The following is a 23,345-nucleotide window of genomic DNA, read 5'->3' as shown; positions in this document are numbered from 1 at the left end:
TGGAGAGGGTCAGGCACCGGTTGGAGGCAGTAAATCCGCCTCTTCGGCGGGAGCGCTCCCGCCCGGAAGCAGGCCCCGCTCATGCGAGACGCGCACCGCGTCGCGGCGCTTGTCGACGCCGATCTTGCGGAAGATCGACTTCAATCGATACTTCACCGTATCGGGCGACATGCCGATCAGCCGGGCGATCTCCTTGTTGGAGTAGCCATGGCTGAGATGAAGGAGGATTTCCGCTTCGGCTTCGTTGAGCACGCCGTCGTCCGGGGGCTGCGCCTGACATGACAAGGCACGCGCCAGTCCGCCAAGGAACTGCGCGCGATAGCGGTTTCCTTCGCCTGCTCCGCCGCCCGCATGATCCAGCGCGCCCTGCACGAAGCCGCGCCAGTCCACGAACGGACGCACCAGCGACTGGAACATGGCATTGCCTACGGCCTCGTCGAAAGCGGCGCGGGAATCGCTTTCTTCTCCCGCTTCGCGCAAGGCGTGGGACTGAAGGATGAGGATATCGACCAAGGCGCGGCCGGCGCCGTGTCGTTCCGCCCAGCGCCGGAGCACTGCGATATCCGCAAGCGCGCCTGCATGATCGCCCGCCGCCAGCCTGAGTGCCGCGCGGCACTTCGCGGCGGCGGTGGCGACCGGGCGGTAATGCGGCGATTCCAGCGCCATCTGGTCCGCCAGTCCGTCCAGCCCGATGGCGCCGGCGGCGTCTATTGCCGTTTCGAGCGGGCCCTGCGCCGCGATCGTGATTTCGAGCCTGCACAGGGCGGCAAGCAGGGCGAGCTGCCGGAACCGGCGGGCCGCGGCGACGGCCTGCGCGCGTTCCAGGATCGCGAAGGCCTCCTCCGGCGCATGGCGTGCGGCCGCGCAGCGCGCGGCGGTGAGGTAGGCGGCGGCATAGACGTCCACCCAGCCGTCGGACTGCTCCATGTGCGGCAGCGCCCAGGCCAGCAGCGCGCCCGCATCCTCGATCCGGTTCTGCTCGTAGAGGATCTCCGCCTCGAAGGCCGCGCAATTGGCGGCAAGGTCGGAACGGGGGCCGAAATGGGCCTCGATCAGCGTGCGGGCCGAGGCGATGATTGCGGCGGCATCGTTGATGCGCCCCTGGGCATGGCGGATACGCGCTTCGAGGAAGTGAGTGAAGACCTCGCTATAAGGCGATCCCAGCGCCTGATAATGCCCGCGCGCGTTGAGCACCGGTTCCAGCGCACGCTCCAGCCAGCCACCTTCGAGGTACTTGGCGGCGAGGGTCTCGGTGAAGTTGGCAAGCACGAGATGATCGTCGGCGGGGAGGGTGCGCAGCAGGGCCTCGCGCGCCAGCAGGTCATCCAGCGTGACCGGCAGGTTTTCGTAATCGGCCAGAGTGTCACCCACCACGCGCAGTTCGGTGCGCAGGTCCGCCGGCACTTCGCCGTCCATGGCCTCGGCGGCTAGCCTGTCATAGGCTTCTCGTGCGGCGGCCAGTTCGCCGTGCTTGATCTGGAGGTAGATCGCCGCGAGCCCCAGCCTTGCGCTGGCCGAGATCTGGTGAGGGGATATCCGCCCGAGTGCCGTTTCGATCATGGCCTGATGGCCCTGCGGGATCAGGCGCCAGCCGCCGCTCTCTTCCAGGATCGTGCCGACCAGTTCGCGGTCCTCGGCAAGCAGGGCATGCTCGACCGCCGCGGAAATCGCGCCGGAATCGGCGAAATGGCGCGCGGCGCGCCCATGCAGCAGCCGAAACCGGGCAAGATCCTGCCGCGCCAGCCGGTCGCGCAGATATTCGGCGAAAAGCTGGTGGTAGCGATAGGATTCGCGAGCCTCGCTGGCGGGGGCAAGGAAGACGCCCTGTTGCTCCAGCCGTTCGAGCACGAGCCAGCCGTCGGTCCGGTCGCACAGTGCATTCACCGCCTCTCCCGTCAGCCGGTCGAGCAGGGCGGTGCGGATCACCAGATCCTGCGTTTCCGGCGGCAGCGATGTGAGCACCTGCTCCGACAGGTAGCGGGCAAGATCGGAACTGGAGCCGCTGAAGCGCTCCATCAACTTGATGTGATCGATCCCGCGCTTGAGCGAGAGGGAGGTGAGTTGCAGCGCGATCGGCCAGCCTTCGGAACGTTCCACGAGGCGTTGCAGCACGTCGTCCGGCAGTGGCGGCACGTCCGCGCGGTCCAGCAGGGCTTCGGCTTCGGACCGGTTGAACTTTAGATCGTCGCTGGTCAGTTCGATCAGCTGTTCCTCGGCGGCGAGCATCGACTGGCCCAGCCAGGGATAATCGCGCGAGGCGATGACGAAGTGGCAGTTGCCGGGCGCGAGCCGGATCAGGGACTGGAGGAAGGCATTGACCTCGCTGCCCTCCGCGCGATGGAAATCGTCGAAGATGAGGACGACCGGGCGAGGTTCGCGCGCGATACGGTTGACGATCGCGGAAAGGGCGGAGCGGGGCGGCAGGTCGGCCGCCGTGTTTTCGCCGTCCTCCCCGGCGGATTGCCCCGCCGCTTCGTCCAGCGCGAGCAGGATGTAGCGCGGCAGGCGCTGGAGGTCCGAATCCTCCCGTTCCAGGGTAAGCCATGCGGTGACGATGGCGCCATGTTCATGGCGGCTGCGCCACTGCGAAAGCAGGCTGGTCTTGCCGTATCCGGCCGGAGCATGGATCACCGTCAGCCGCCGGGACAGGGCGCCGTCCAGCCGTTCGAGCAGGATGTCCCTGCGGATCTGGCTCCCCAGCCAGATTGGAGGGGCTACCTTTGTGCGGATCAACTCATGCACGCGTCATCGTCCTGTCGCGAAACCCGATTATACTGTTTTCAGGCGTGCTCTCCCTTCGCGGAGCCTATGTCACGCAGCGGGGATGCTCAAGGGGCGATGCTTGCCGCCTGCGGTCGCTACCCGCGCCGGTGTGCCCGATTACCCGTTTTGTCACGAACCGCACCCGTCTTGCGCGTTGCCGCCGACCCGGCCAGCCTCCTACCCCGTTGGCATTGCTTTCCCGTGGTGCTGCAAGGAGGTTCGTGTGCGGATTGGCGTCGATGTCGGGGGTACGAACACCGACGCGGTACTGATGGACGGCGGGCGCGTGCTCGCCTGGACCAAGCAGCCGACCTCGGCCGATGTGGAGGGCGGCGTTACCGCCGCGATCCGCGCGGTGCTGGAGGATTTCGGCACGAGCGCGGCCCATGTCTCGTCCGTGATGATCGGCACCACGCATTTCGTGAATGCCCTGGTGGAGCGGCGCGAACTGGACCGTGTCGGCGTGCTGCGGCTTGCGAGCCCGTCGGGAGAGGCGCTGCCGCCCTTGACCGGCTGGCCGGAAGACCTCGCCGCCTGCATCGGCCGTCACTATCACCTGCTTCCCGGCGGCTACGAGGTGGACGGGCGGGAAATGGCGCCGCTTGACGAAGTGCGGCTGCGGGATGCCGCGCTGGACCTGAAGGCGCGCGGCATCGCCGCGATCGCCGTGAGCTGCGCCTTCTCGCCGATCAATGCGGCGATGGAACAGCGCGCCGCTGCGCTTCTAAGCGAGGTCTGGCCGGAGGCCGCCATCACCCTTTCGAGCGAGATCGGCCGGATCGGTTTCATCGAGCGCGAGAATTCCGCGATCCTCAATGCGGCGCTCACCAGTCTGGCCACGCGGGTTGTCCGCTCGTTCGGCCGCGCCGTGGCGGCTCTCGGGATCGAGGCGCCGCTGTTCATCTCGCAGAACGACGGTACGCTGGTTTCCGCCGCGCAGGCGGAAGCCTATCCGGTGATGACGATGGGCTCCGGGCCGACGAATTCGATGCGCGGCGCCGCGTTCCTCAGCGGCGTGGCCGATGCGATCGTCATGGACGTGGGCGGCACCACGACCGACATCGGAGTGCTGGCTTCCGGCTATCCGCGCGAATCCTCGATTTCGGTGGATATCGGCGGTGCGCGGACCAATTTCCGCATGCCGGACATTCTGGCCATCGGTCTCGGCGGCGGCACGCGCATTCACCTCGATCCCGCGCTTTACGAAGCCGGGGAACCGGCCGGGGCGGCGCTGCGTGTCGGCCCGGATTCGGTGGGCTACCGGCTCGCGCAGGAGGGGATGTTGTTCGGCGGCCAGACCCTGACGGCCAGCGACATCGCGCTGCGCACCGGGCAGGCCGATTTCGGCGATCCCGCACTGCTCCCGGCCATGTCCGACGCGGTCGTGGCGGCGGTTGACGGACGCATCCGCGCCATCCTCGAGGAGGGGCTGGACCGCATGAAGACCGGCCGTGACAAGGTGACGATCCTTGCCGTGGGCGGCGGAAATTTCCTCATTCCCGACAGCCTCGGCGGTGCCGCGCAAGTGATCCGCCCGCCTCATGCCGTGGTGGCCAATGCAGTGGGCGCGGCCATCGCGCAGGTCGGCGCGCAGGTCGAGCGGGTCGTCAGTTACGATGCCCTGGCCCGCGAGGAGGCGATCGAGCAGGTTGCCGCGCTCGCACGGGAGCAAGTGCTGGCGGCGGGCGGCGATCCGGCGAGCCTGACCCTTGCTGATGTCGAGGAAACCTATCTCAGCTACTTGCCGGGCCGCGCCGTGCAGATAAGGGTTCGCGCAGTTGCGGACCTTGCCTTTGAGGCTCCTGCGGGCGGCGAAGCGGCAGCCATCGGAGTTCCTCATGAAGCTTGACCGTCAAGCCCTCGGCGACCTTGCACGCGGCGCCGCCTTCCTCGGATCGGGCGGCGGCGGCGATCCCTACTACGCGCAGCTCCTTGCCGAAGCGGAATTCGAGCGGCGCGGCCCCTTCGAGGTGATCGGCCTCGATGCGCTGGCCGACGATGCCCTCGTGGTGCCCTGCGGCTGGATCGGCGCGCCGACCGTCTCGGTCGAGAAACTGCCCAACGGCCGTGAGGCGGTGGACGGGCTGAAGCGGCTGGAGCAGATCGTCGGGCGCCGGATCGACGCGGTGATCCCCATCGAGATCGGCGGCAGCAACGGCCTGGCACCCCTGTTCGCCGCCGCGCAGTTCGGCGTTCCAGTTCTGGACTGCGACGGCATGGGCCGCGCTTTCCCGGAATCGCAGATGGCGATCTTCAACATTCGCGGCCTGTCCGCCTGCCCCTCTATCCTGACTTCGGCCTGCGGCGCGCTCAGCCTGATCGAGACGGACGACAATCTCATGCACGAACGGCTCGCCCGCGCGCTTTCGGTGGCGGTGGGGGGGATCGCGCACCTCGTCGAATATCCGCTGACCGGGCGGCAGGCGAAGGACCATGCCATCCACGGCACGATCAGCGCGGCACGGGCCGCCGGCGCCGCGATCCGCGAGGCGCGCGAGAGCGGGCAGGATCCCTTCGCCGCGATGTTCGCTGCACTGGCTGCCACCGGGCTCTATCCCCATGCGGGCGTACTGTTCGACGGCAAGATCGTGGATATCGAGCGCGAGACGCGAGGCGGTTTCTCGGTAGGCCAGGTCTCGTTCGAGAGTTTCGACGGCACGAGCCGCATGGAACTGGATTTCCAGAACGAGAACCTCATCGCCCGCCGCGACGGGCGGGTGGTGGCGATGGTGCCCGATATCCTGACGGTGATGGACCGGGAAACTGCCGACAGCATCACCACCGAGCGGCTGAAGTACGGCCAGCGCGTCAAGGTGGTGGGGGCGGCGGCGCCGGCCGCCCTGCGCGAACAGCGGGCGCTGGACTTCGTCGGTCCGCGCGCGTTCGGTTTTGCCGAAGACTATGTACCCATCGAGGAGATCGACGCTTGGCTGAAACCGTGAGCGGGCCTGCAGGCGGCCCGGACGCCCATCACGAACCGGGCGACCAGTACGCCAATGCCCCGCTGCCGGAGCGACTGACCGTGGGCGGCTGGCGGGTGGCGCTGATCATCGCCAGCTTCTCGATCTCGCTGCCGACGTTCCTGAACGGCGCGCAGACCTCGCTGGCGCTGGGCCTGTGGCCTGCGGTGCTGGCGGCTTTCCTTGCCGGCGCCTGCCTGTGCCTCGGCGGCTGTCTCACCTCGCTGGTGGCGGTCCGTTCGCGGCTCAACACGTATCTGCTGATCCGCCGTTCGTTCGGACGGGGCGGGGCAGGACTGGTGAACGTCATCATCGCGGCGGTGCATTTCTGCTGGTTCGGCGTGAACGTCTCGTTTCTGGGGGACGCCATCGCGGCCGCGGGCGAGGGCTTCGGGTTCGCGCCCGATTTCCCGGTCGTGGTGATCTGCGGCGCGGTGCTGATGGCGCTGACCACCCTGGTCGGTTTCCGGGCGCTGGACCGGCTGGCGATGATCGGCGTGCCGCTTCTGGCGGCGATGATCGTCGCCGTCTGCGTGGCAGCTGCCCGCCGCCACGGGATCGTGCTCGCCGCGCCCGCGCAGAGCGAATTCCACATGACTTTCGGCATAGCGCTTTCGGCGCTGATCGGGGCTGACATGCTGACGATCACTACCCTGCCGGACCTTTCGCGCTATACCCGGACCCCGCGCGGCGCGGTGATGAGCATGGCGCTGTCCTACCCGATCACCGCGCCGCTGCTGATGGCGGGCGCGGGCATCGCCGCCCTGGCGACGGGCGAGACCGACATCATGCGCATGATAACCGGCTTCGGCTTCGGTGCCTGGGCGCTGCTGCTGCTCGTCATGCCGACATGGACGCTGAATTCGCTCAACCTCTATTCCGCCAGTCTCTCGCTTTCCGCGACCTTCCCGCGCGTGCCGCGCTGGGCCTTCATCCTGCTGGGCACGGTGATCGGCACCGGCCTCGCGCTCGCCGGGATCATCGAGGGGTTCATTCCCTTCCTCGTCGTTCTCGGCGTAACGATCCCGCCTTTCGCGGCGATCTATGTGATCGACGGGTTGACGAGGTTCAGGGGCGCCGATTCCGCGCGTTCGATCGAGAACCTCCAGGGCATACACTGGCCGGCGGTGGCGACGTGGGCGATCACCAGCGGTCTGGCCGCGATCGCGTTGCATCATGACTTCTCGATCAGCACGGTGCCCGCGCTTGACGCCACGGTCTTCGCGAGCCTGCTCTACCTCGCCCTGCTTCACCTGGCAGGGCGGCGCCCTTTCGCAGCTGTCCCTGCCTGAACGGGGTTCAGGCAGGGCGGGTGCTTGCAACCTAATCGAGCGCGTCTCCCAGCGGCTGGCCGTCAACGAAGACCTGGCGGCGCGTTACCTCGCGGACTTCCACGCGTCCGGCTTTCAGCGCGGCTTCGATGCGGTCGTGCGCTTCCTTGCCGGTGATAAGCGGGCGGGCCGGACTGGTGCTCCACCTGCCGCCCTCCTGCTTCCACAGGTTGCTTTGCGTGCCGGTGACGATCACGGCCTCCTTGCTCCCCGGCTGGTACAGGACGGTGCAAGCATCGCCGAGCGAGCAGGCGTTGTATTCCAGCAGATGCTCCTGCAGCGCTTTGGGGAGCTGCGTGCCGCGCGGCAGGACGAGCAGCCGCTTCGGGTCTATCACCGGATTGTCCTGTTCTATCGAGACCGGATCGATGGCCCAGCGGCTTTGCGCATCGAGCGCCTTTTTCGCGGCCGCCCGGATGTCCGGCGTAGAGCCGCCAGCGGCAAGCTTCCGTGTGGCCGCTTCGCCCGCGCGGCCGAAGTCGAACCGCAGGGCCCGCCAGTCGAACTTGTCCGGCGAAGTCCGGCCGCTGTTCAGGCGGGCGACCTGATCCTGCGCGGAAAGGGCGCCGAAGTTGATCAGCGGTGTCGACAGGACAAGCGCCAGAAGGCACAGCCCCCCTGCGAGGCGCAGGTTCGCCATGCGCAGGTGCGGCGCGGCCGCCACCCTCCAGCGCAGCAGCACGACGAGGTAGGCCAGTCCGTAAGCGCAGGCGATGCCGGTGAAGACCACGGCCCAGAGCCGGTCCGGCGTCAGGCCGTATTGCTGGATGCGCAGGCCGGTGGAAATCGCGGCGATCACGCCCAGCGGCAGCATGGCGACGCTCAGCGCCGCGACGCTGCCGCGCAGGACCGGGCTGCGCGGCTCATGCGCGGTTTCGTCGCCGATCACGGCATTGGCAAGCGAGAGGGCGCCGATCACGCAGCCGAGCAGGATCGGGCTGGTCGAACGGGTTGCATCCCACAAGGGCGCAAGGCCAGTGAACGGGATCGCCGCAAGGAAAACCAGCAGTCCGATCGCCAGCACCGGGGCAAGGACCGAGAGGATCGTCGTCACCACCCGCTGGAGCAGCCGCAGGATGCCGTCGCGATCGCGCAGCAGCCCGATGCCGGCCCCCAGTGCGGCGCCGGTAAGCAGCAGGATCGCCCAGTTCTTTTCGATCAGGTCGTTAAGGAGGTTGATGCCGATGAGGCGGAACAGCTGCCCGAGCAGCAGCACCATGGCCCAGCTCACCCCTACGAAGACCCAGGCCGCGCACCACAGGACGACATTGGTCCAGGCATGGCCATGAGCCTCGGGATAGGGAATGGCGAAACGCCGCCCTTCATCCGCGCTTTCCGCAGCGGTCCGCGCATCCCGCCAGGCCTGGAACAGCGGGGCGGCAATGACGACGGCCAGCACCGCGCAGACGATCCGCCACGGCTCCTCGCCCCTGGCCGCACCGAAAGGACCGTTCCAGTAGATCGTCAGCGCCACTACCGCCGCACCGATCGCCGCGCTGGCTACGCTCCAGTGAATGCGCGTGCGTTCGACCAGAAACCCGAAGATCAGCGTGCCGATGCCGATGAAGGTGGCCATCGCCATGCGCAGCTGCATGGCGTCAAGATTGCCGGACGCACGGTCCGGCCGGACGATCCAGTGGACCGCGAGACCGGCCAGCCCTCCCAGCAGGGCCAGGCCCCAGGATCGCAAGGGCCAATCGGCGGCAGGTTCGCCGGACGGCAGTGCTTCGGAACTTTCGGGGCTGGTCATCGCCGGTCCTCTCGATCTTGGAAGGTCGCGCTCTAGGTTCGGCAAGCGCTATCGTGTAATTAAGCGATGTTCAATATAAAATTGTACGCTGTACATTTTTTAAGAGGCGATTAGAATCGCCGGCCATGGGAAGACGATCCGACCACAGCCGCCAGGAGCTGGAGCAGATGCTCATCGTCGAAGGCCACAAGCACATGGCCGACGTCGGTTTTTCGCGGTTTTCCGCGCGCGAGGTGGCGAAGCGGATCGGCTACTCGATCGGCACGCTCTACAACGTGATGGGCAATTACGACCAGCTCATCATCGCCATCAATACGCGCACTTTCGTATTGTGGACGGACTACATGCGCGAAGCGCTGGCCGCTTCGGGCGAGGATCGCGTGCGCTGCCTGGTGGAAGGTTATTTCGGTTTTGCGCGGGCCAATCGCAATGCCTGGACGGCGATCTACGACCATCACCTGCCGCCTGACATGGGCCTTCCCGAAGAGCATGACCTGATCCGGGGCAGGCTGACCGATCTCGTGGTGGAGGAAGTGGAGAAAGTCCTCCCTGCGGACCTGCGGGCAAAGGCGCCCCGGCTGGCGCGGTCGCTGGTGGCGACGGTCCATGGCCACTGCGTGTTCGATATCAACGGCAGTTTCGCGCTGATGGGCGAACGGGAGCCGGTGGAAATGGCGCTAGCCCGTGTGCGGGAAAGCCTGGCCGCCGTGCAGGCCGAGGATTGAAGCAGCCGCTTTCCCGCCTTCGCTTCGCATCGGGTTCATCCATAATAGTCACACCTCCGGCGCGCCGCGTGACGCGCCCGATGTGCTAGTCTCCGGCGCCAGCAGCAACTGAAAGAGTCGCTGGAGGGTGCCATGACGGAACCGCTCGACGAGGCGAGGCTTCATGCCTTTGTCGGAAAGATGCTGGGAGATCTCGGCGGCGCGCTCAGCGTGCCTACCGTCAGGATCGGAATACGACTTGGCCTGTTCGATGCGCTGGCGCAGGCACCGGCTTCGGCCGAGGAACTGGCAGGCCGGGCCGGGGGTCTTCACGAACGCTATGTCCGCGAATGGGCGATGGCGCAGGCGGCGAACGGCTATCTGGCCTACGATCCGGCGAGCGGCAGGTTCAGCCTTTCACCCGAGCAGGCGATGGTGTTCGTTCACCGGGACAGTCCGGTCTATCTTGCCGGAGCGTTCGAACTTGCCGCCGCGATGATCGAGGCCGAACCGAAGGTGGAGGCGTGTTTTCGAACCGGGGAAGGGGTGCGCTGGGGCGACCATGCCGGATGCCTGTTCTGTGCCACGGGGGCATTTTTCCGCCCCGGTTACGTCAACAACATCGTGCAGAACTGGATACCCGCACTTCACGGTGTGGAGCAGCGGCTGCGCGCCGGCGCCGCGGTTGCGGACGTGGGCTGCGGCGTGGGATTCTCCACGCTGCTGATGGCAAAGGCTTATCCCGAGAGCCATTTCACCGGATACGATTTCCACGAACCGTCGATCGAGGAAGCGCGTCGCCATGCTGCCGAACATGGCCTTGCCGAACGGGTCGACTTCCGGGTCGCCAAGGCGAAGGACATTGTGGAAACCGGGTTCGACCTCGTGACCATGTACGACTGTCTGCACGACATGGGCGATCCGCGCGGCTGCGCTGCTCACATGAGGCGGATTCTGGTTCAGGGCGGCACCTGGATGATCGTCGAGCCAATCGCGGGAGACCGGCCAGAAGACAATCTCAACCCCGTCGGGCGGCTCTATTACAATGCCTCCACGATGATCTGCGTTCCGACTTCGCTCGATCAGGAGGTGGGTGAGGGGCTCGGGGCGCAGGCCGGGGAAGCGAGGCTGGCGCAAATCCTTCACGACGGCGGTTTCCACGCTGTCAGGCGGGCCACGGAGGGTCCGTTCAACATGGTTCTGGAAGCCCGATAGACCAGTTCTTTAAATACTATTGCGAATCATTAGCATGAATTATAGGCTTCGTCCCCTTACTGGAAGGAGCCGTTCATGCGGATGCAAACCTCGATCCCCGTCCTTTCCGCTGCTTTCGCGTTCCTGCTTCCCGCCACGGCACTGGCGCATCCGGGCCATGAACATAAGGCCAGCTTCATCGAAGGGTTCGTGCATCCGCTGTCAGGGGCCGACCATGTTCTGGCGATGGTGCTGGTGGGTCTGCTCGCCGTGCAACTGGGCGGGCGGGCGATCTGGATTTTGCCGGCGACGTTCCTTGCCGGCATGGCGGCGGGCAGTTCGATCGGCGCTGCGGCGATCGGCGCGTCGGCCGTCGAATTCGGCATCGCTCTATCGGTTATCGCGCTCGGTTTGATCGTCGCGCTGCAGGCGCGCCTGCCGCTGGCGGCAGCGGCAGTGCTTGTCGGAGCCACCGCACTCCTCCACGGCCATGCCCACGGCGCCGAAGCGGACGGGATGGTGTCCAGCCGCTATATCCTCGGCTTCCTTGCCGGCACGCTCGGCCTTCATGCGGCAGGCATCGCGGCGGGCGTGGCCATGGCGGGGCTTGCGCAGGGACGCGCCCGGTCGGCAGCCCGGATCGTCGGCGGTGTCGCGGCCGGGGCCGGGTTGCTGCTGGCGGCGGGCTGATTGCTGTTCGCGCTTTGTCGCCGTTTCGGCAATGTCGCGGTGGATGGAAGCTGTGCCCGCGCGATCGCGCTGCAGTTCATTGACGAGTTTTCTCCCAGACATTGAGGGATTGCCGATGTTCTTCATCAGAAACATGCTCGACCGGATTCCCGGCATCGAGGAAGCCCAGGCCCACTGCGACATTCCCTGCAAGATCTACGATCCCGGCCCGGCGCTGATCGCGGCCGTTTCGGTGGTGCGGATGATGGATATCCTTCACGAGATCGCGGCGAAGGTCGATGCCGATCCGGTGTCCCGGCACAACACCATGTCGCGCAACATCGCGATGAAGGAGATCGAGGCGGAGAAGGTGAAGTCCGAAATCCGCGTTATCTGGGGCGACTATTTCAAGGCGCCCCAGATCGAGAAATATCCCGAGATCCACGACCTGGCGCACCGGATCATGATGGTCGGCAGCGCCTGCAAGCAGGATGTGCACCGGGCCGACGGCGAAAAGCTGGTCGAACTGGTCAATCGCTTTGCCGAGATATTCTGGGTGACCAAGGACATCGAGACGGTGCGCCGTCCCTGTCCCTATCCGCCGTCGATCGAGGTGGTCTACCCGGTGCTGTGAGCGCGGGCTGGTGGCTTGGCTGGATGCTCGTCCGGGTCCGGGGGCGCAGCATGCTCCCGACCTTGCGCGAGGGTGACTACATCCTCCTGCGGCGGCGCGGGCGCTGGTTTTCGCCGGGTGAGGGCGACATCGTCTGTGTGCACCGGTGCGGAGAGCCGATGATGGTCAAGCGGCTCGGCAGGCGGGCGGGTGACGGCACATATGCGCTGTCGGGCGATGGTGCGGCCTCGCAGCCATCGGTCGATCTGGGCCGGGTCTCCCCCGAAGAGGTGGTGGGCCGCGCTGTCGCCTGCCTGTCGGGGGGATCGATCCGTTTGCTGAGGCGCAGGCCGGGCCGCGCAAGTCGATGCCGCTTTACGCGTTGAATCTTGCGCTTCGTGCAACCAAATGCGGTTCGGGTGAATTGCCTTGCGCAGTTTCGCGAGTCTCACGGCATGTCGCGTCCGTTGCGATGCAATGGAGGGCTGAGTTGTTGTCACCGCAAGCGTGCGCCTCAACCCTGATCGGGGCCAATTCGCCGTCGTGATTGCCAAGAGGATGGCAGTCGAACCGGCAGCGGTATCCGCCTGTATCGACATTCAATCCGCAGAAATCGGACGTTTTAAGACATTTCGTAGCGGAAGGCCGCGTCTTGCGTTGGACGTGCAGGGGCACACTTTACGGCTCGGGGAAGGCCAAATCGGTGGGTTGCGCGATTTGCAACCGAAGGCGAGGTGCTTGCATTTGCAGCGAGGGCCATCGGGGATCACATAGCAGACATGTTGCAATGCAGCAGAACGCTGCTTCACGAGGTATCCCGATGTTCTCTCTGATGTCCCTCTATTTCGCCTATCGCCGCGATGTCGTGATGGCCGAACGTCACATGCCCGCTCTTGCGGAAACCGCTGCTGCTGCCGAAGCGCCCGTCGCTGCCGAGCCCGAGACTGTTGCCCGCGAACTGCCGCTGGCTGCCTGAGAGCCAGGGGCGCGCGTGTATCGCACGCACACCCTTGGACTCCTGATGCAGGTTGCCCGTTAGGGGGCCTGCCGCGCGGATGGTCGATTTCGGCCCGCGCCGCCGCCATCGCCAGCGGCCTCTATTCGCAGCGCGCATTCCTGCGGCTGCACTTTTTCCCATTCGCGAGGATCGACGCGCCGGATGGCGCGCGCTGCGAATGTCGGTGCGGGCGGGCGAACCTCAGCGTTTCGCGCTTTCCGCCGTGCTTTCCTGACGCCATCCGCCGCCAAGGGCCTTGAACAGGTCTACCCGATCCGACGAAAGCTGCGTGAGTGCGGCTGCATGGACGGAGCGTGCTTCCAGCATCGCCGATTGCGCCACCAGCAGGTCGAGCAGCGAGATCGAACCCGCGCGGTAGCGCAGGTCGGCAAGGGCCCACGCCCGCTGGGCGCTGGCTTCGGCTTCGGCAAGATCGTCGAGACGGCGCTGGCCCTGGGCCACGCGGGCAAGCGCCTGTTCGACTTCCTTCAGGGCGGTGAGCACGCGGCCGTCGAACGTCGCCAGCGCCACGTCGCCCTGCGCTTCGGCCTGCCGCAACCGCGTGCGTGCGGTCGCCATGTTGGGGAAGCTCCACGAAACCAGCGGGCCGAGCGAGAAGGACAGGGAATCACTGCCCTTCACCGTTTCGCTGCGCAGGAAGCCGCCAAAACCGCCAAGGCTGATCCGGGGATAGAGATCGGCCGTCGCCACCCCGATCCGCGCGGTGTCCGCCGCCAGCCGTCGTTCGGCCTCGCGCAGGTCCGGCCGGCGCCTCAGCAGTGCGGCGCCGTCTCCTATCGGCAGGGGCGGTGCGCCGGCGAGATCGGGCGGGCGGGAGCAGGCCTGCGCCGCAGCGGGGATGGAACGCGGTGTCTCCCCTAGCAGCGCCGCCAGTTCGAACAGCGCGACCTGCCGCTGCGCTTCCAGCGCCGGGATCGCGGCGCGGGAACCGGCCGCGGCGGTTGCGGCGCGCTCGACATCGAAGCGGGCGGCTGAGCCTGCCTTCTCCTGCGCGGAAACCAGATCGCGGCTGCGGGCCGATGCCGCGGCGGATTCGCGGGCGACCTCCAGCGCATGGGCATTGGCGCAGGCGCCGAGATAGGCGCGGGTGGTTTCCGCCGCCACCAGCACGCGCACGCCGTCGCGCGCGGCCTCGACCGCTTGCGTATCTGCCTGCGCGGCCTCGACTGTGCGGCTCACGCGGCCGAACAGGTCGGCTTCCCATGACAGCGATGCGGAAGCGTTTCCGGACCACTGAGCGCCTGCCAGTTGGGCCGATCCGCCCTGTCCACCGCCGAACTGCACGGAATCGCCGTAGCCGCCGCCCGCCGAAAGCGCGGTCGAAGGCAGGTGCCCGGCGCGCGCTTCGGACAGGACCGCGCGTGCCTTGGCGAGGTTGGCGGATGCCGCGCGAAGATCCGTGTTGGCGGCAAAGGCGCGGGCGACGAGATCGTCCAGCACGGGATCGTTGTAGAGCCGCCACCAGTCGTCGGGCAGGGGAGACGCCGGATCGATCCCCTCTGCGCGGGTCACGAAGGCTTCTCCGGCCGAGGCGGGGGCGGCAGGGCGGCGGTAGTCCGGCCCCGCCGCGCAGGCTGCGGCGAGCAGCGTGCAGAGCGCGGCTGCGATCGGGCGCTTACGCATGGGCCAGCCCTCCTTCGCCAGGCGCGCTGTCGGCCTCTGCCAGGGCTTTCGGGCGATGATCTCCGGCAAGCAGCGTATAGATCGTGGGCAGGACGAAGAGCGTGAACAGCGTGCCGATCAGCATCCCCATGACCACCACGATGCCGATGGCAAAGCGGCTGGCCGCGCCCGCGCCGCCCGCGAAGAGCAGGGGAACGAGGCCCGCGACCATCGCCGCCGTCGTCATCAGGATCGGGCGCATGCGCACGGCGGCGGCATGGCGGATCGCTTCGGCGCGGTTCCAGCCGTGGGCGTGCTGCATTTCGTTGGCGAAGGAGACCATGAGAATTCCGTGCTTGGAAATCAGCCCGATCAGGGTGACGAGGCCGATTTGCGTGTAGATGTTGAGCGTGGTGAACCCGAGGTAGAGCGGCACCAGCGCGCCCGAGACCGCGAGCGGCACGGTGACGAGGATGACCAGCGGATCGCGGAAGCTTTCGAACTGGGCGGCCAGCACGAGGAAGATCACCACCAGCGCGAAGGCGAACGAGACGGTGAGCTGGTTGCCCTCGTGCACGTACTGGCGGCTGTTGGACAGCCAGTCGACGGTCATGCCCGGCGGCAGCGGCTGGGCCTTCAGGAAGTCCACCGCCTGCCCCATCGTGACGCCGGGCATCAGCACGGCAGAGATCGTCGCGGAGTTCATCTGGTTGAATTGCGGCAACTTGTTGGGCTGGGGATTGATGGTGATGCTGGCCACGGTGGACAGGGGCACGAGACTGCCGGACCCGGTCTTCACGTAGAAGCCGCCGAGACTGTCCGGCGTCAGGCGCCGGTCCTGCGGGACCTGGGTGATGACGTCGTAGGACCGGTCATGCCAGTTGAACCGGTTGACGTAGTTTTCGCCCACCATCAGCGCCAGCGTATCGGCGATCTCCGCCATCGAGACGCCCAGTTCGCCCGCCTTGGCGCGGTCTATGGCGACGTGGGCTTCCTGGCTGTCGAACGCGAGGTCGGCATCGACGAAGGCGAATAGCCCGCTGCCCCATGCCGCGCCCTTGAGCGCTTCCAGCGTGCGATGGATTTCGGGAAACTCGTCAGACGAGCGGATCACCATCTGCACCGGCAGGCCGCCGCTGCCCGCCGGGAGCGGGCTGTCCTGGAATGCGGCGGTGTAGACCCCGGTGACGGCGGCGGCCGACCCGGCGATCTCGGCCTGAACCTGATCGGCGCTGCGGGTGCGGTCCGCCCATTCCTTCAGGATGATGCCGCCGAAGCCCATGTTGGCGCCGTTCGCGCCGCCCATGTCGAACCAGCTGTCCGCATATTCGGGCACCTTGTGGAACAGCGCCTCGACTTCGGCGCTGAACCGCGCGGTGTAATCGACATTGGCGTATTGCGGGGCCTTGGTCTGGACGAAGACGTAGCCCATGTCCTCCTGCGGGGCGAGTTCGCGGGCCGCGCCGGTGAAGAACACCACGCTGGCGCCCATTATGGCAACGCCCGCCAGAAGCACGGCCCCCCGTGCGGCAAGAGTGCGGCCCAGCAGGCGGTCGTACCGTGCGGTAAGGCCGTGCATGGCGCGCTCCAGCGCCTTTTCCAGCCTGCTCTCGCCCATCTTGGCGTGAAGCAGGCGGCTGCTCATCATCGGCGACAGAGTGAGCGCGATCACGCCCGAGACGATCACCGAACCGGCCAGCGTGAAGGCGAATTCGCGAAACAGCGCGCCGGTCATCCCGCCCATCAGGCCGATGGGGGCATAGACCGCCGCCAGCGTGATGGTCATCGCGATTACCGGGCCGACGATCTCCCGCGCGCCTAGCAGCGCGGCCTCGATCGGGCTGGCGCCGTCCTCGATATGGCGGTGGATGTTCTCCACCACGACGATGGCGTCATCCACCACCAGGCCGATCGCCAGCACCATCGCCAGCAGGGTCAAAAGGTTGAGCGAAAAGCCGAAGGCCAGCATCAGTGCCGCCGTGCCCAGCAGCGAAAGCGGGATGGTGACGACAGGAATGATGACGGCGCGGAACGTGCCGAGGAACAGGAAGATCACGACGATGACGATGGCCACCGCCTCGATCAGCGTATGTTCCACCTCGTCGATCGAGGCTTCCACGAAGTGCGCGGTATCGAACTGGCTGCGGACTTCGAGACCCGGCGGGGCGACGCGCTGCATCTGCGGCAGCAGGGCCTTCACGCCGGCCACGATTTCCAGCGGATTGCCGTCCGGTGTGGGAGCGATCGCCACGGTTACGGACTTGTGCCCCGCCGAAAGTGCCTGCGCGTCGTAGTTCTGGGCGCCGAGTTCGACCGTGGCGACATCGCCAAGCCGCACCAGCCCGCCGGAAGAGCCGCCCTTGACGACCATCTGGCGGAAGGATTCCACATCCCGCAGGTCCGTGCCCGCGGTGATGTTGATCGCGGTGCTCGCGCCCTTGAGCTGTCCGGGGGCGGCCTGGACGTTGTTGGCGCGCAGGGCCGCGCCGATATCGCCGGCGGTAAGGCCGCGTCCGCCGAGTTTGACGGGATCGACCCAGATGCGCATCGCGGGCGGCGCGCCGCCGCTGATCTCGGCCGAGGCGACGCCCGGCACCGAAGTGATGAGCGGGCGCGCCACGCGGTTCACGAAGTCCGCGATCTGCGAGGCGGAAAGCCGCTCGCTGGTGAAAGCGACGTACTGGATGGCCGAGGCGCCATCGGTGATCTTGGCGATGGCCGGATCGGTGACGCCTTCCGGCAGCCGGTACTTGACCTGCTGCACCTTGGCGAGAACCTCGGTCATGGCGCGGTCGGCATCGGCGTTGAGCACGAGCTTGGCGGCGATATGGCTCCGCCCCTGCGTGGAGGTGGAGGTGAGGTATTCGATGCCGCCGGCGGTCGCGATGGACTGGGCGATCGGCGTCGTCACGAAGCCTTGCATGACGTCCTGCGTCGCGCCGGGAAGGCCGGTGTCGATGGTGATCGTGGCGCTTTCCATGCGCGGATACTGGCGGATCTGGAGGGCGAAGACCGCGCTCAGGCCGACGAGCAGGATCAGCAGGCTGACCACGATCGCCAGGATCGGGCGGCGGATGAACAGATCGGTGAAGCGCATGTCAGCGGGCCTCCTGCGCGGAAAGCCTGGTGACCCTGACCTGCGCGCCGGGCTGGACGCGAAGCTGGCCTTCGGAAACGATGACGTCTCCCGCGCGGATGCCGTCTGTCACGACCACCGCGTTGCCGATCCGCGTGCCGATCTGCACCGGCACGATCTCCGCCGTGCCGCCCTTGCGGGCATCCCTGCCGCGCACCGCGATCACGCTGTCGCCCTGTGCGGATGTCTGGATCGCGGTGGCGGGCACCACCAGCGCGTCCTTGCGCGGAGGCAGGGCGATTGCGGCGGTGACGTACATGCCGGGTCGCAGCGCGCGATCGGGATTGGCGAGCCGGGCCTGCACCGTGACGTTGCGCGTGTCCTTGCCGATCTGCGGCTCCACGGCATTGACGCGCGCGGTGAAAGTGCGTCCGGGGAAGGCGTCGGTGGAGACGGCGACGCCGGCACCGGGCTTGAGCCGCGCCAGTTCCTGCTGCGGAACCGCAAATTCGACGTAGAGCGCATCGAGCGCCGTCAGCGTGACGACGGGATCGCCGGGGTTGAGATACTGGCCAAGATTGACGCGGCGGATGCCGAGCTGCCCCGCGAAAGGCGCCCGCACCTGCTTCTGCACCAGCCTAGCGTCGATCTGCCTGACCGATGCCAGGCCCTGGTCGCGTTCGGCGCGGCGCTGTTCGAGCAGTTCGCGCGGTTCCGCGCCGGTGGGCGCCAGTCCGTTCGAGCGGGCGAACTGAAGCTGCGAGAACTGCGCCCGGGCCGCCGCCGCCTGCCTGTCGGCGCGTTCCGGCCCGTCGTAGAGTTGCACGAGCAGGTCTCCGGCGGAGACCTGCCGCCCGGCTTCGAACTGGATCGCGGAAACGCGTCCCGCCACTTCCGGCGAAAGCGTGACTTCGCGCACCGCCGTCAAGGCGCCGATGGCCTCGATCGCCTGAGGCACTTCGCGCGGCGTGGCGATCACCGCGGCGACAGGGACGGCCTGCTGCGGCCATTGCTCCTCGGCGCCGCTGCGCAGCCCGCGCCAGAGGAAAAGGCCGCCGAGAAGAGCGGCGAGGGCGACGCCGGTGACCGCTATGGTACGAACCGGCCGGGCGCGCGTTTCGCCTGACGAAGTCTCCTCCATGGCCGTCACCCCGCCATGCCATGGCCGGAGGTGCCGCCATCCGCCTGGGGAAGCGCGGCGGTGCAGGGCGGCGCTTGCCGCCCGGTCCCCATCCGGTGCGCGGCAGACTTGCCGAGCGGCGTACGGATCGCCGGGTTCAAGGGCTCGTAAAACAGGATCATGTCGGCTCCTCTTGGGGATTTCCCATGGGGGGAAGCTTGCGCGGAGCAAGCCGACACGCCTCTTACAACCTCAACTATAGTTAAGGTCAATATCGTATTTTCCGATCAGGATGCCGGTGTTTAGCGATTATGTTCGCGCGGTTTTAACGGCTATACGCGCGTGGAAATCCTGAACCATGATTGAGGAATAGAGGGTGGCGGAAAATAGCCGGTCGCTGACCGTGGGCGAAGTGGCGCAGCGCAGCGGCGTGCCGGTGTCGACGATCCACTTCTACGAGAAGAAGGGCCTGATCGAAGGCTGGCGAACCGAGGGGAACCAGCGGCGCTACGAACGCCGGATATTGCGGCGCGTGGCGATCATCAGGATCGCCCAGCGCGCGGGCCTGCCGCTTTCGCTCATCAAGGAACATCTGGACCGCTTTCCCGCCATGCCGATCACTGCGGCGCAGTGGGACGTCCTGAACCGCGACTGGCGCGCGATGCTGGACGAGCGCATCACCAGCCTGATCCAGCTTCGCAACCAGCTGGATAGTTGCATCGGTTGCGGATGCCTCTCGCTGGAGGATTGTCCGCTGCGCAATCCGGGCGATCAGCTCGCATCCGAAGGTCCGGGCGCCCGGCTGCTTGCTGCTGCCCAGTCGGAAAAGGCGCCGGAGTAAGGCCGCCGCCGTTTTCAGCTTGCGGCGATGCGCTCGTAAAGGCGGATCAGGGCGAGCGAGAGCGAGGCCACCACCGCGCCGAGGATCATGTCGATCAGGTAATGGGTTCCCTCCACCGGGGTGGAGAGCAGCATGGCCGCATTGAGCGCCACGATCGGCCAGCGCAGCGATGCGTTGCGCCAGCCTGCCACGATATAGAGGACGGCGGCGGCCGTGTGGAAGCTGGGCGCGGACACGATGCCGCGCAACTGGCCGAGGTCCACCACATGCACGGCATGGGCACGCAGGGCCGGGATCAGGCCCGATTGCCACAGCTCGCTTTCGGGCATGTAGGCGATCGGCCCGTGCCAGAGGTGCGAGAACGGGCCGACTGCGGGCATGAGGCTGAACACCACCAGCGTGACGATCGCCGCCAGCCAGAACCCGGCGATGAACCGGTAGGCCTCGTCCTGACGACCGCTGCGGGCGGCGGTCCAGAGCAGGAGCACGGGCGTCACGTAGATGCTGCGATAGGCCACCGTTCCCAGGAACTGGAGCGCGGGGTGGGCCGCGACCAGCCGGTACCATGCGAGCCAGTCGAACCCCATGGCCATGTCCATTCGCTGCAGGGCCACGTCGGCATAGCCGTGGGTCAGCGCGGCGACCGGGTAGCTGGCGGTAGCGCCCATGAGCGAGATGAGCGTGAAGAGCGCTGCGTATTCGCTGAATCGGGCCACTGCCTCCGCATGGCGCCAGCTTGTCCGGGGCAGCGCGAAACGCAGCGCGGCGGCCACCAGTCCCGCCGCATAGTACGGCAGGTTGCTGGCGCGCAGCGGATCGATGTGAAGCCGGGCGAAATGCATCAGCACGGACAGGACGACAAGGCTGAGCAGCAGTCCCGCGAGGAAATGCCGCCTGATCGCGGGGCCGCGCACGATGAACGCCTGTGCCGGGCGCGGCGCGGTGGCTGACGGGGCCGTCACCATGCCGGCGGCGCAGGCGGGAACCGGGCCTGCAGGGCCGGGATCGCCGAAAGCCGTGCCGGAAGGAGCTGGCACGGACCAGGATGGCTGCGTCGAAGGCATTGCGTCTTGTCCGAAGGGATGAACGGCGGGCGGGATACGAGAGCGGCGATCAGCCCGAATCGTGCTTAAGGCTCGATGAACCGGACAATCGATGGCGCGCGCCATGGCGTGCGTCCCGTGCAATGTCCACATTTGAAAATCCGGGCGTGGCAGGGCGATAGCGTTGTTGTATGGACGCCCGATGCGTTATCTCACCTTTGCAATCGTTTCCGCTGCCGCAATGGCTTCCCCGGCCCAGGCCTGGGGGCCGATCGGCCATCGCATCACCGGCGCCATCGCGCAGGAGAACCTGAGCGGCATGGCCCGCGCCAATGTCAGGATCCTGCTTGGGACCGAGGATCTGGCCGAAGCCGCGACCTGGCCCGACGACATGAAGTCCGATCCGGCCGAATTCTGGAAGAAGACGGCCAGCCCGTGGCACTACGTCACCGTGCGCGAGGGCGACGCCTACAAGCCGTCCGACGCCCCGCCCGAAGGCGACGCGCTGACCGCGCTTGCGCGTTTCACGGCGACCTTGCGCGATCCGCAGGCCTCGCAGGAAGACCGGCGCACGGCGCTGCGTTTCATCGTCCACATCATCGGCGACCTGCACCAGCCGCTCCATGCCGGTGGCGGAGACGATCGCGGCGGCAACACCGTGAAGGTGACGTGGTTCGGCAATGCCACAAACCTGCATTCGGTGTGGGATTCGGGGCTGATCGAACAGCGATCGCTGTCCTATTCGGAATATGCGGGCTGGCTGTCCCGCGCGATCACGCCCGAGCAGGTCGTGCAATGGAACGAGCGCGACCCGGCCGTCTGGGTGCGAGAGAGCATCGCCCTGCGCAAGACGATCTACCCGGCAGACCCCGCGCTTTCGTGGGACTATGCCTATCAGCACCGCAAGGAGGTGGACGACCGGCTCGAACGGGCGGGCATCCGCATCGCGGCCTATCTCAACTGGATTTTCGACAATCCCGCGCCGGCCCTGCGTCCGGCCAAGCGCAAGTAGCCGCGTGAGCGACGGCGGCGGCGCATATCCGCCGCCATCGCTTCATCTGTCAGCGCGGCGTCAGGCGGGAAGCGCGCCGACCGGGGCGGCAGCGGGTTCGGGCGCACGGGGCATGCTGCTGTCCACCGTGACCGGCTGGTCGCTCCGCACAAGGGCGATCGCCTCGGCCCTGGTCTCCACCGCGGGGGGTGATCCGCGCAGCGGCATCCCGGCGGTTTCCCGGACCAGCAGCATCGTGGCGATGCCGATGGTGGCGGCTGCCATCAGGTAATAGGCGGGTACGAGGGGATCGCCGGTCCGTTCGACCAGCCATGCCGTGACCAGCGGCGTCGTCCCTCCGAACAGCGAGACCGAGAGGTTGAACGCGATCGACAGCGCGCTGTAGCGCACCGGGGTGTAGAACAGCGCCGGCAGGGTCGAGGGCATCGAACTGGTGAAGCAGACCAGCGCCACGCCCAGCGTCATCAGGCCGAGGAAGATCAGCCAGTCGTTGCCGGTGCCGATCAGCAGCATCGAAGGGATCGCCAGCAGGAACAGTGCCGCGCAGGCCCCGATGATCATCGGCCGCCGCCCCAGCCGGTCGCTGAACAGGCCGCCGAGCACGTTGAGCGGCATCATCACCAGCATGACGATGATGATCAGCAACAGCCCCTTGCTCTCCGCATAGCCCATCGTCACGCTCAGGTAATTGGGCATGTAAGTGAGCAGCATGTAATCGGTGACGTTGAACACCAGCACCAGCCCGGCGCACTTCAGAAGCTGGCGCCAGTGGCCCCTGAACAGGGCGCGCAGTCCGGGGCGCTCGCTTTCGCGCTTGTCGGCCTGCTCCGAATAGATGCGGAAGGCGGGCGTTTCCTCCAGCTTCAGGCGCATGTAGAGGCCAAGCAGGCCAAGCGGGCCGGCGATCAGGAACGGGATGCGCCAGCCCCAGGCCAGCATGTCGGCATCGCTCAGCGCGAATTGCAGCGCGGTTACCGTGCCGGCCCCGGCGATGTAGCCGCCCAGCGTGCCGAACTCCAGCCAGCTTCCCATGAGCCCGCGGTTCCGGTCGGTGGAGTATTCGGCGATGAACGTCGCGGCGCCGCCGTACTCCCCGCCGGTCGAGAAACCCTGGACCAGCCGTGCCAGCAGCAGCAGCAGCGGCGCGGCCATGCCGATCTTCGCGTAGGAAGGGATCAGGCCGATGGCGAAGGTGCCCACGGCCATCATCACCATCGTCAGCGCGAGGATCCGGTGGCGGCCGTACCGATCGCCGAGCGGGCCGAACACCAGCCCGCCGAGCGGCCGCACCAGGAAGGCGGCGGCGAACGTCGCCAGCGTGGCGATAAGCTGGACGGCGGGATTGCCGGTGGGGAAGAAGACATGACCCAAGGTGACCGCGATGTAGCCGTAAACGCCGAAATCGAACCATTCCATGGCATTGCCGAGCGCGGCGGCGGCAACCGCGCGATTGAGCTGCGAACGGTCCACCAGCGTGACATCGTCTACGACGAGGTCGCGGCTGGATTTGAACCAGCCGAAATGCGCATGATGCGCATGGGGTTTGGTCATGTACGTCTCCGATGGAACCGGCGCAGGCACGCAAGGGCGCGCCACAATCAGCCGGTGGGAGCGGCCGCAGGGCGGCCGTGAAAGGGTGCGATACCCGT

At 67.0% G+C, this 23,345-nt stretch carries 19 protein-coding genes; 11 read left to right on the top strand and 8 right to left on the bottom strand.

Annotated features, from left to right (window positions below):
• Positions 1-9 precede the first annotated feature (9 nt).
• Positions 10-2,742 (bottom strand): helix-turn-helix transcriptional regulator, encoded by a 2,733-nt coding sequence (locus tag U9J33_RS19350; protein ID WP_324699732.1) that lies wholly within the window; start codon positions 2,740-2,742, stop codon positions 10-12.
• 244 nt (positions 2,743-2,986) lie between these two features.
• On the opposite strand from U9J33_RS19350, the gene U9J33_RS19345 reads away from it, so the two are divergent.
• The 3 genes from U9J33_RS19345 to U9J33_RS19335 are packed head-to-tail and all read left to right on the top strand — an operon-like array spanning position 2,987 to position 7,015.
• The gene (locus U9J33_RS19345; protein WP_324699731.1) at positions 2,987-4,612 is read left to right on the top strand and encodes a hydantoinase/oxoprolinase family protein; all 1,626 of its coding nucleotides are present in this window, start codon (positions 2,987-2,989) and stop codon (positions 4,610-4,612) included.
• Positions 4,602-5,705, top strand: a complete 1,104-nt coding sequence (locus U9J33_RS19340; protein ID WP_185999852.1) for a DUF917 domain-containing protein — start codon at positions 4,602-4,604, stop codon at positions 5,703-5,705. Before U9J33_RS19345 ends, U9J33_RS19340 begins: the two co-directional genes overlap by 11 nt.
• On the top strand, positions 5,690-7,015 hold the full coding sequence (locus U9J33_RS19335) for a purine-cytosine permease family protein (RefSeq protein WP_324699730.1): 1,326 nt from the start codon (positions 5,690-5,692) through the stop codon (positions 7,013-7,015). The genes U9J33_RS19340 and U9J33_RS19335 overlap by 16 nt, the downstream gene beginning before the upstream one ends.
• Before the next feature lie 31 nt (positions 7,016-7,046).
• Here the strand turns inward: U9J33_RS19335 and U9J33_RS19330 are convergent, their stop codons facing one another.
• Positions 7,047-8,804, bottom strand: coding sequence for a DUF4153 domain-containing protein (locus U9J33_RS19330; RefSeq protein WP_324699729.1), 1,758 nt, complete (start codon positions 8,802-8,804; stop codon positions 7,047-7,049).
• A gap of 125 nt (positions 8,805-8,929) precedes the next feature.
• Between U9J33_RS19330 and U9J33_RS19325 the strand changes: the two genes are divergently transcribed.
• From U9J33_RS19325 to U9J33_RS19300, 6 genes are all read left to right on the top strand, one after another.
• Complete coding sequence (locus tag U9J33_RS19325) at positions 8,930-9,529, top strand: TetR/AcrR family transcriptional regulator (protein WP_054436345.1); 600 nt, start codon at positions 8,930-8,932, stop codon at positions 9,527-9,529.
• A gap of 132 nt (positions 9,530-9,661) precedes the next feature.
• A complete protein-coding gene (locus tag U9J33_RS19320; protein ID WP_324699728.1) occupies positions 9,662-10,723 on the top strand; it encodes a class I SAM-dependent methyltransferase in 1,062 nt (353 codons plus the stop codon).
• Positions 10,724-10,798: 75 nt separating this feature from the next.
• Complete coding sequence (locus U9J33_RS19315) at positions 10,799-11,392, top strand: HupE/UreJ family protein (protein ID WP_324699727.1); 594 nt, start codon at positions 10,799-10,801, stop codon at positions 11,390-11,392.
• 115 nt (positions 11,393-11,507) lie between these two features.
• Positions 11,508-12,005, top strand: coding sequence for a superoxide dismutase, Ni (gene sodN / locus U9J33_RS19310; RefSeq protein WP_324699726.1), 498 nt, complete (start codon positions 11,508-11,510; stop codon positions 12,003-12,005).
• A 23-nt stretch (positions 12,006-12,028) separates the two neighbouring features.
• Positions 12,029-12,370, top strand: a complete 342-nt coding sequence (locus U9J33_RS19305; protein ID WP_324699948.1) for a S24/S26 family peptidase — start codon at positions 12,029-12,031, stop codon at positions 12,368-12,370.
• A gap of 446 nt (positions 12,371-12,816) precedes the next feature.
• Positions 12,817-12,960 (top strand): hypothetical protein, encoded by a 144-nt coding sequence (locus U9J33_RS19300; RefSeq protein ID WP_292636567.1) that lies wholly within the window; start codon positions 12,817-12,819, stop codon positions 12,958-12,960.
• Between the two features lie 222 nt (positions 12,961-13,182).
• On the opposite strand, the gene U9J33_RS19295 is transcribed toward U9J33_RS19300, so the two are convergent.
• From U9J33_RS19295 to U9J33_RS19280, 4 genes are read right to left on the bottom strand one after another with little or no spacing between them, the layout of a single operon-like run.
• Positions 13,183-14,625, bottom strand: a complete 1,443-nt coding sequence (locus tag U9J33_RS19295) for an efflux transporter outer membrane subunit (protein WP_324699725.1) — start codon at positions 14,623-14,625, stop codon at positions 13,183-13,185.
• The gene (locus U9J33_RS19290) at positions 14,618-17,701 is read right to left on the bottom strand and encodes an efflux RND transporter permease subunit (RefSeq protein ID WP_324699724.1); all 3,084 of its coding nucleotides are present in this window, start codon (positions 17,699-17,701) and stop codon (positions 14,618-14,620) included. The genes U9J33_RS19295 and U9J33_RS19290 overlap by 8 nt, the downstream gene beginning before the upstream one ends.
• A 1-nt stretch (position 17,702) precedes the next feature.
• The gene (locus U9J33_RS19285) at positions 17,703-18,821 is read right to left on the bottom strand and encodes an efflux RND transporter periplasmic adaptor subunit (protein WP_324699723.1); all 1,119 of its coding nucleotides are present in this window, start codon (positions 18,819-18,821) and stop codon (positions 17,703-17,705) included.
• A 5-nt stretch (positions 18,822-18,826) separates the two neighbouring features.
• Positions 18,827-18,982, bottom strand: coding sequence for a hypothetical protein (locus U9J33_RS19280; protein ID WP_324699722.1), 156 nt, complete (start codon positions 18,980-18,982; stop codon positions 18,827-18,829).
• A gap of 194 nt (positions 18,983-19,176) precedes the next feature.
• Here U9J33_RS19280 and soxR point away from each other — a divergent pair, with 194 nt between their 5' ends.
• A complete protein-coding gene (gene soxR, locus U9J33_RS19275) occupies positions 19,177-19,641 on the top strand; it encodes a redox-sensitive transcriptional activator SoxR (RefSeq protein WP_292636565.1) in 465 nt (154 codons plus the stop codon).
• A gap of 14 nt (positions 19,642-19,655) precedes the next feature.
• On the opposite strand, the gene U9J33_RS19270 is transcribed toward soxR, so the two are convergent.
• Positions 19,656-20,705, bottom strand: coding sequence for a phosphatase PAP2 family protein (locus tag U9J33_RS19270; protein WP_420719915.1), 1,050 nt, complete (start codon positions 20,703-20,705; stop codon positions 19,656-19,658).
• A 220-nt stretch (positions 20,706-20,925) separates the two neighbouring features.
• On the opposite strand from U9J33_RS19270, the gene U9J33_RS19265 reads away from it, so the two are divergent.
• Positions 20,926-21,696: a S1/P1 nuclease gene (locus U9J33_RS19265; protein ID WP_420719914.1), complete on the top strand. Its 771-nt coding sequence runs from the start codon at positions 20,926-20,928 to the stop codon at positions 21,694-21,696.
• Positions 21,697-21,756: 60 nt separating this feature from the next.
• Here U9J33_RS19265 and proP read toward each other — a convergent pair whose 3' ends face one another.
• The gene (gene proP, locus U9J33_RS19260) at positions 21,757-23,247 is read right to left on the bottom strand and encodes a glycine betaine/L-proline transporter ProP (RefSeq protein WP_054435993.1); all 1,491 of its coding nucleotides are present in this window, start codon (positions 23,245-23,247) and stop codon (positions 21,757-21,759) included.
• Positions 23,248-23,345 lie beyond the last annotated feature (98 nt).

This window comes from Novosphingobium sp. RL4 (assembly GCF_035658495.1).
GTDB lineage: Bacteria > Pseudomonadota > Alphaproteobacteria > Sphingomonadales > Sphingomonadaceae > Novosphingobium.
The sequence above is the reverse complement of the archived record's forward strand: the minus strand, read 5'-3'. Positions and strand labels throughout refer to the sequence as shown.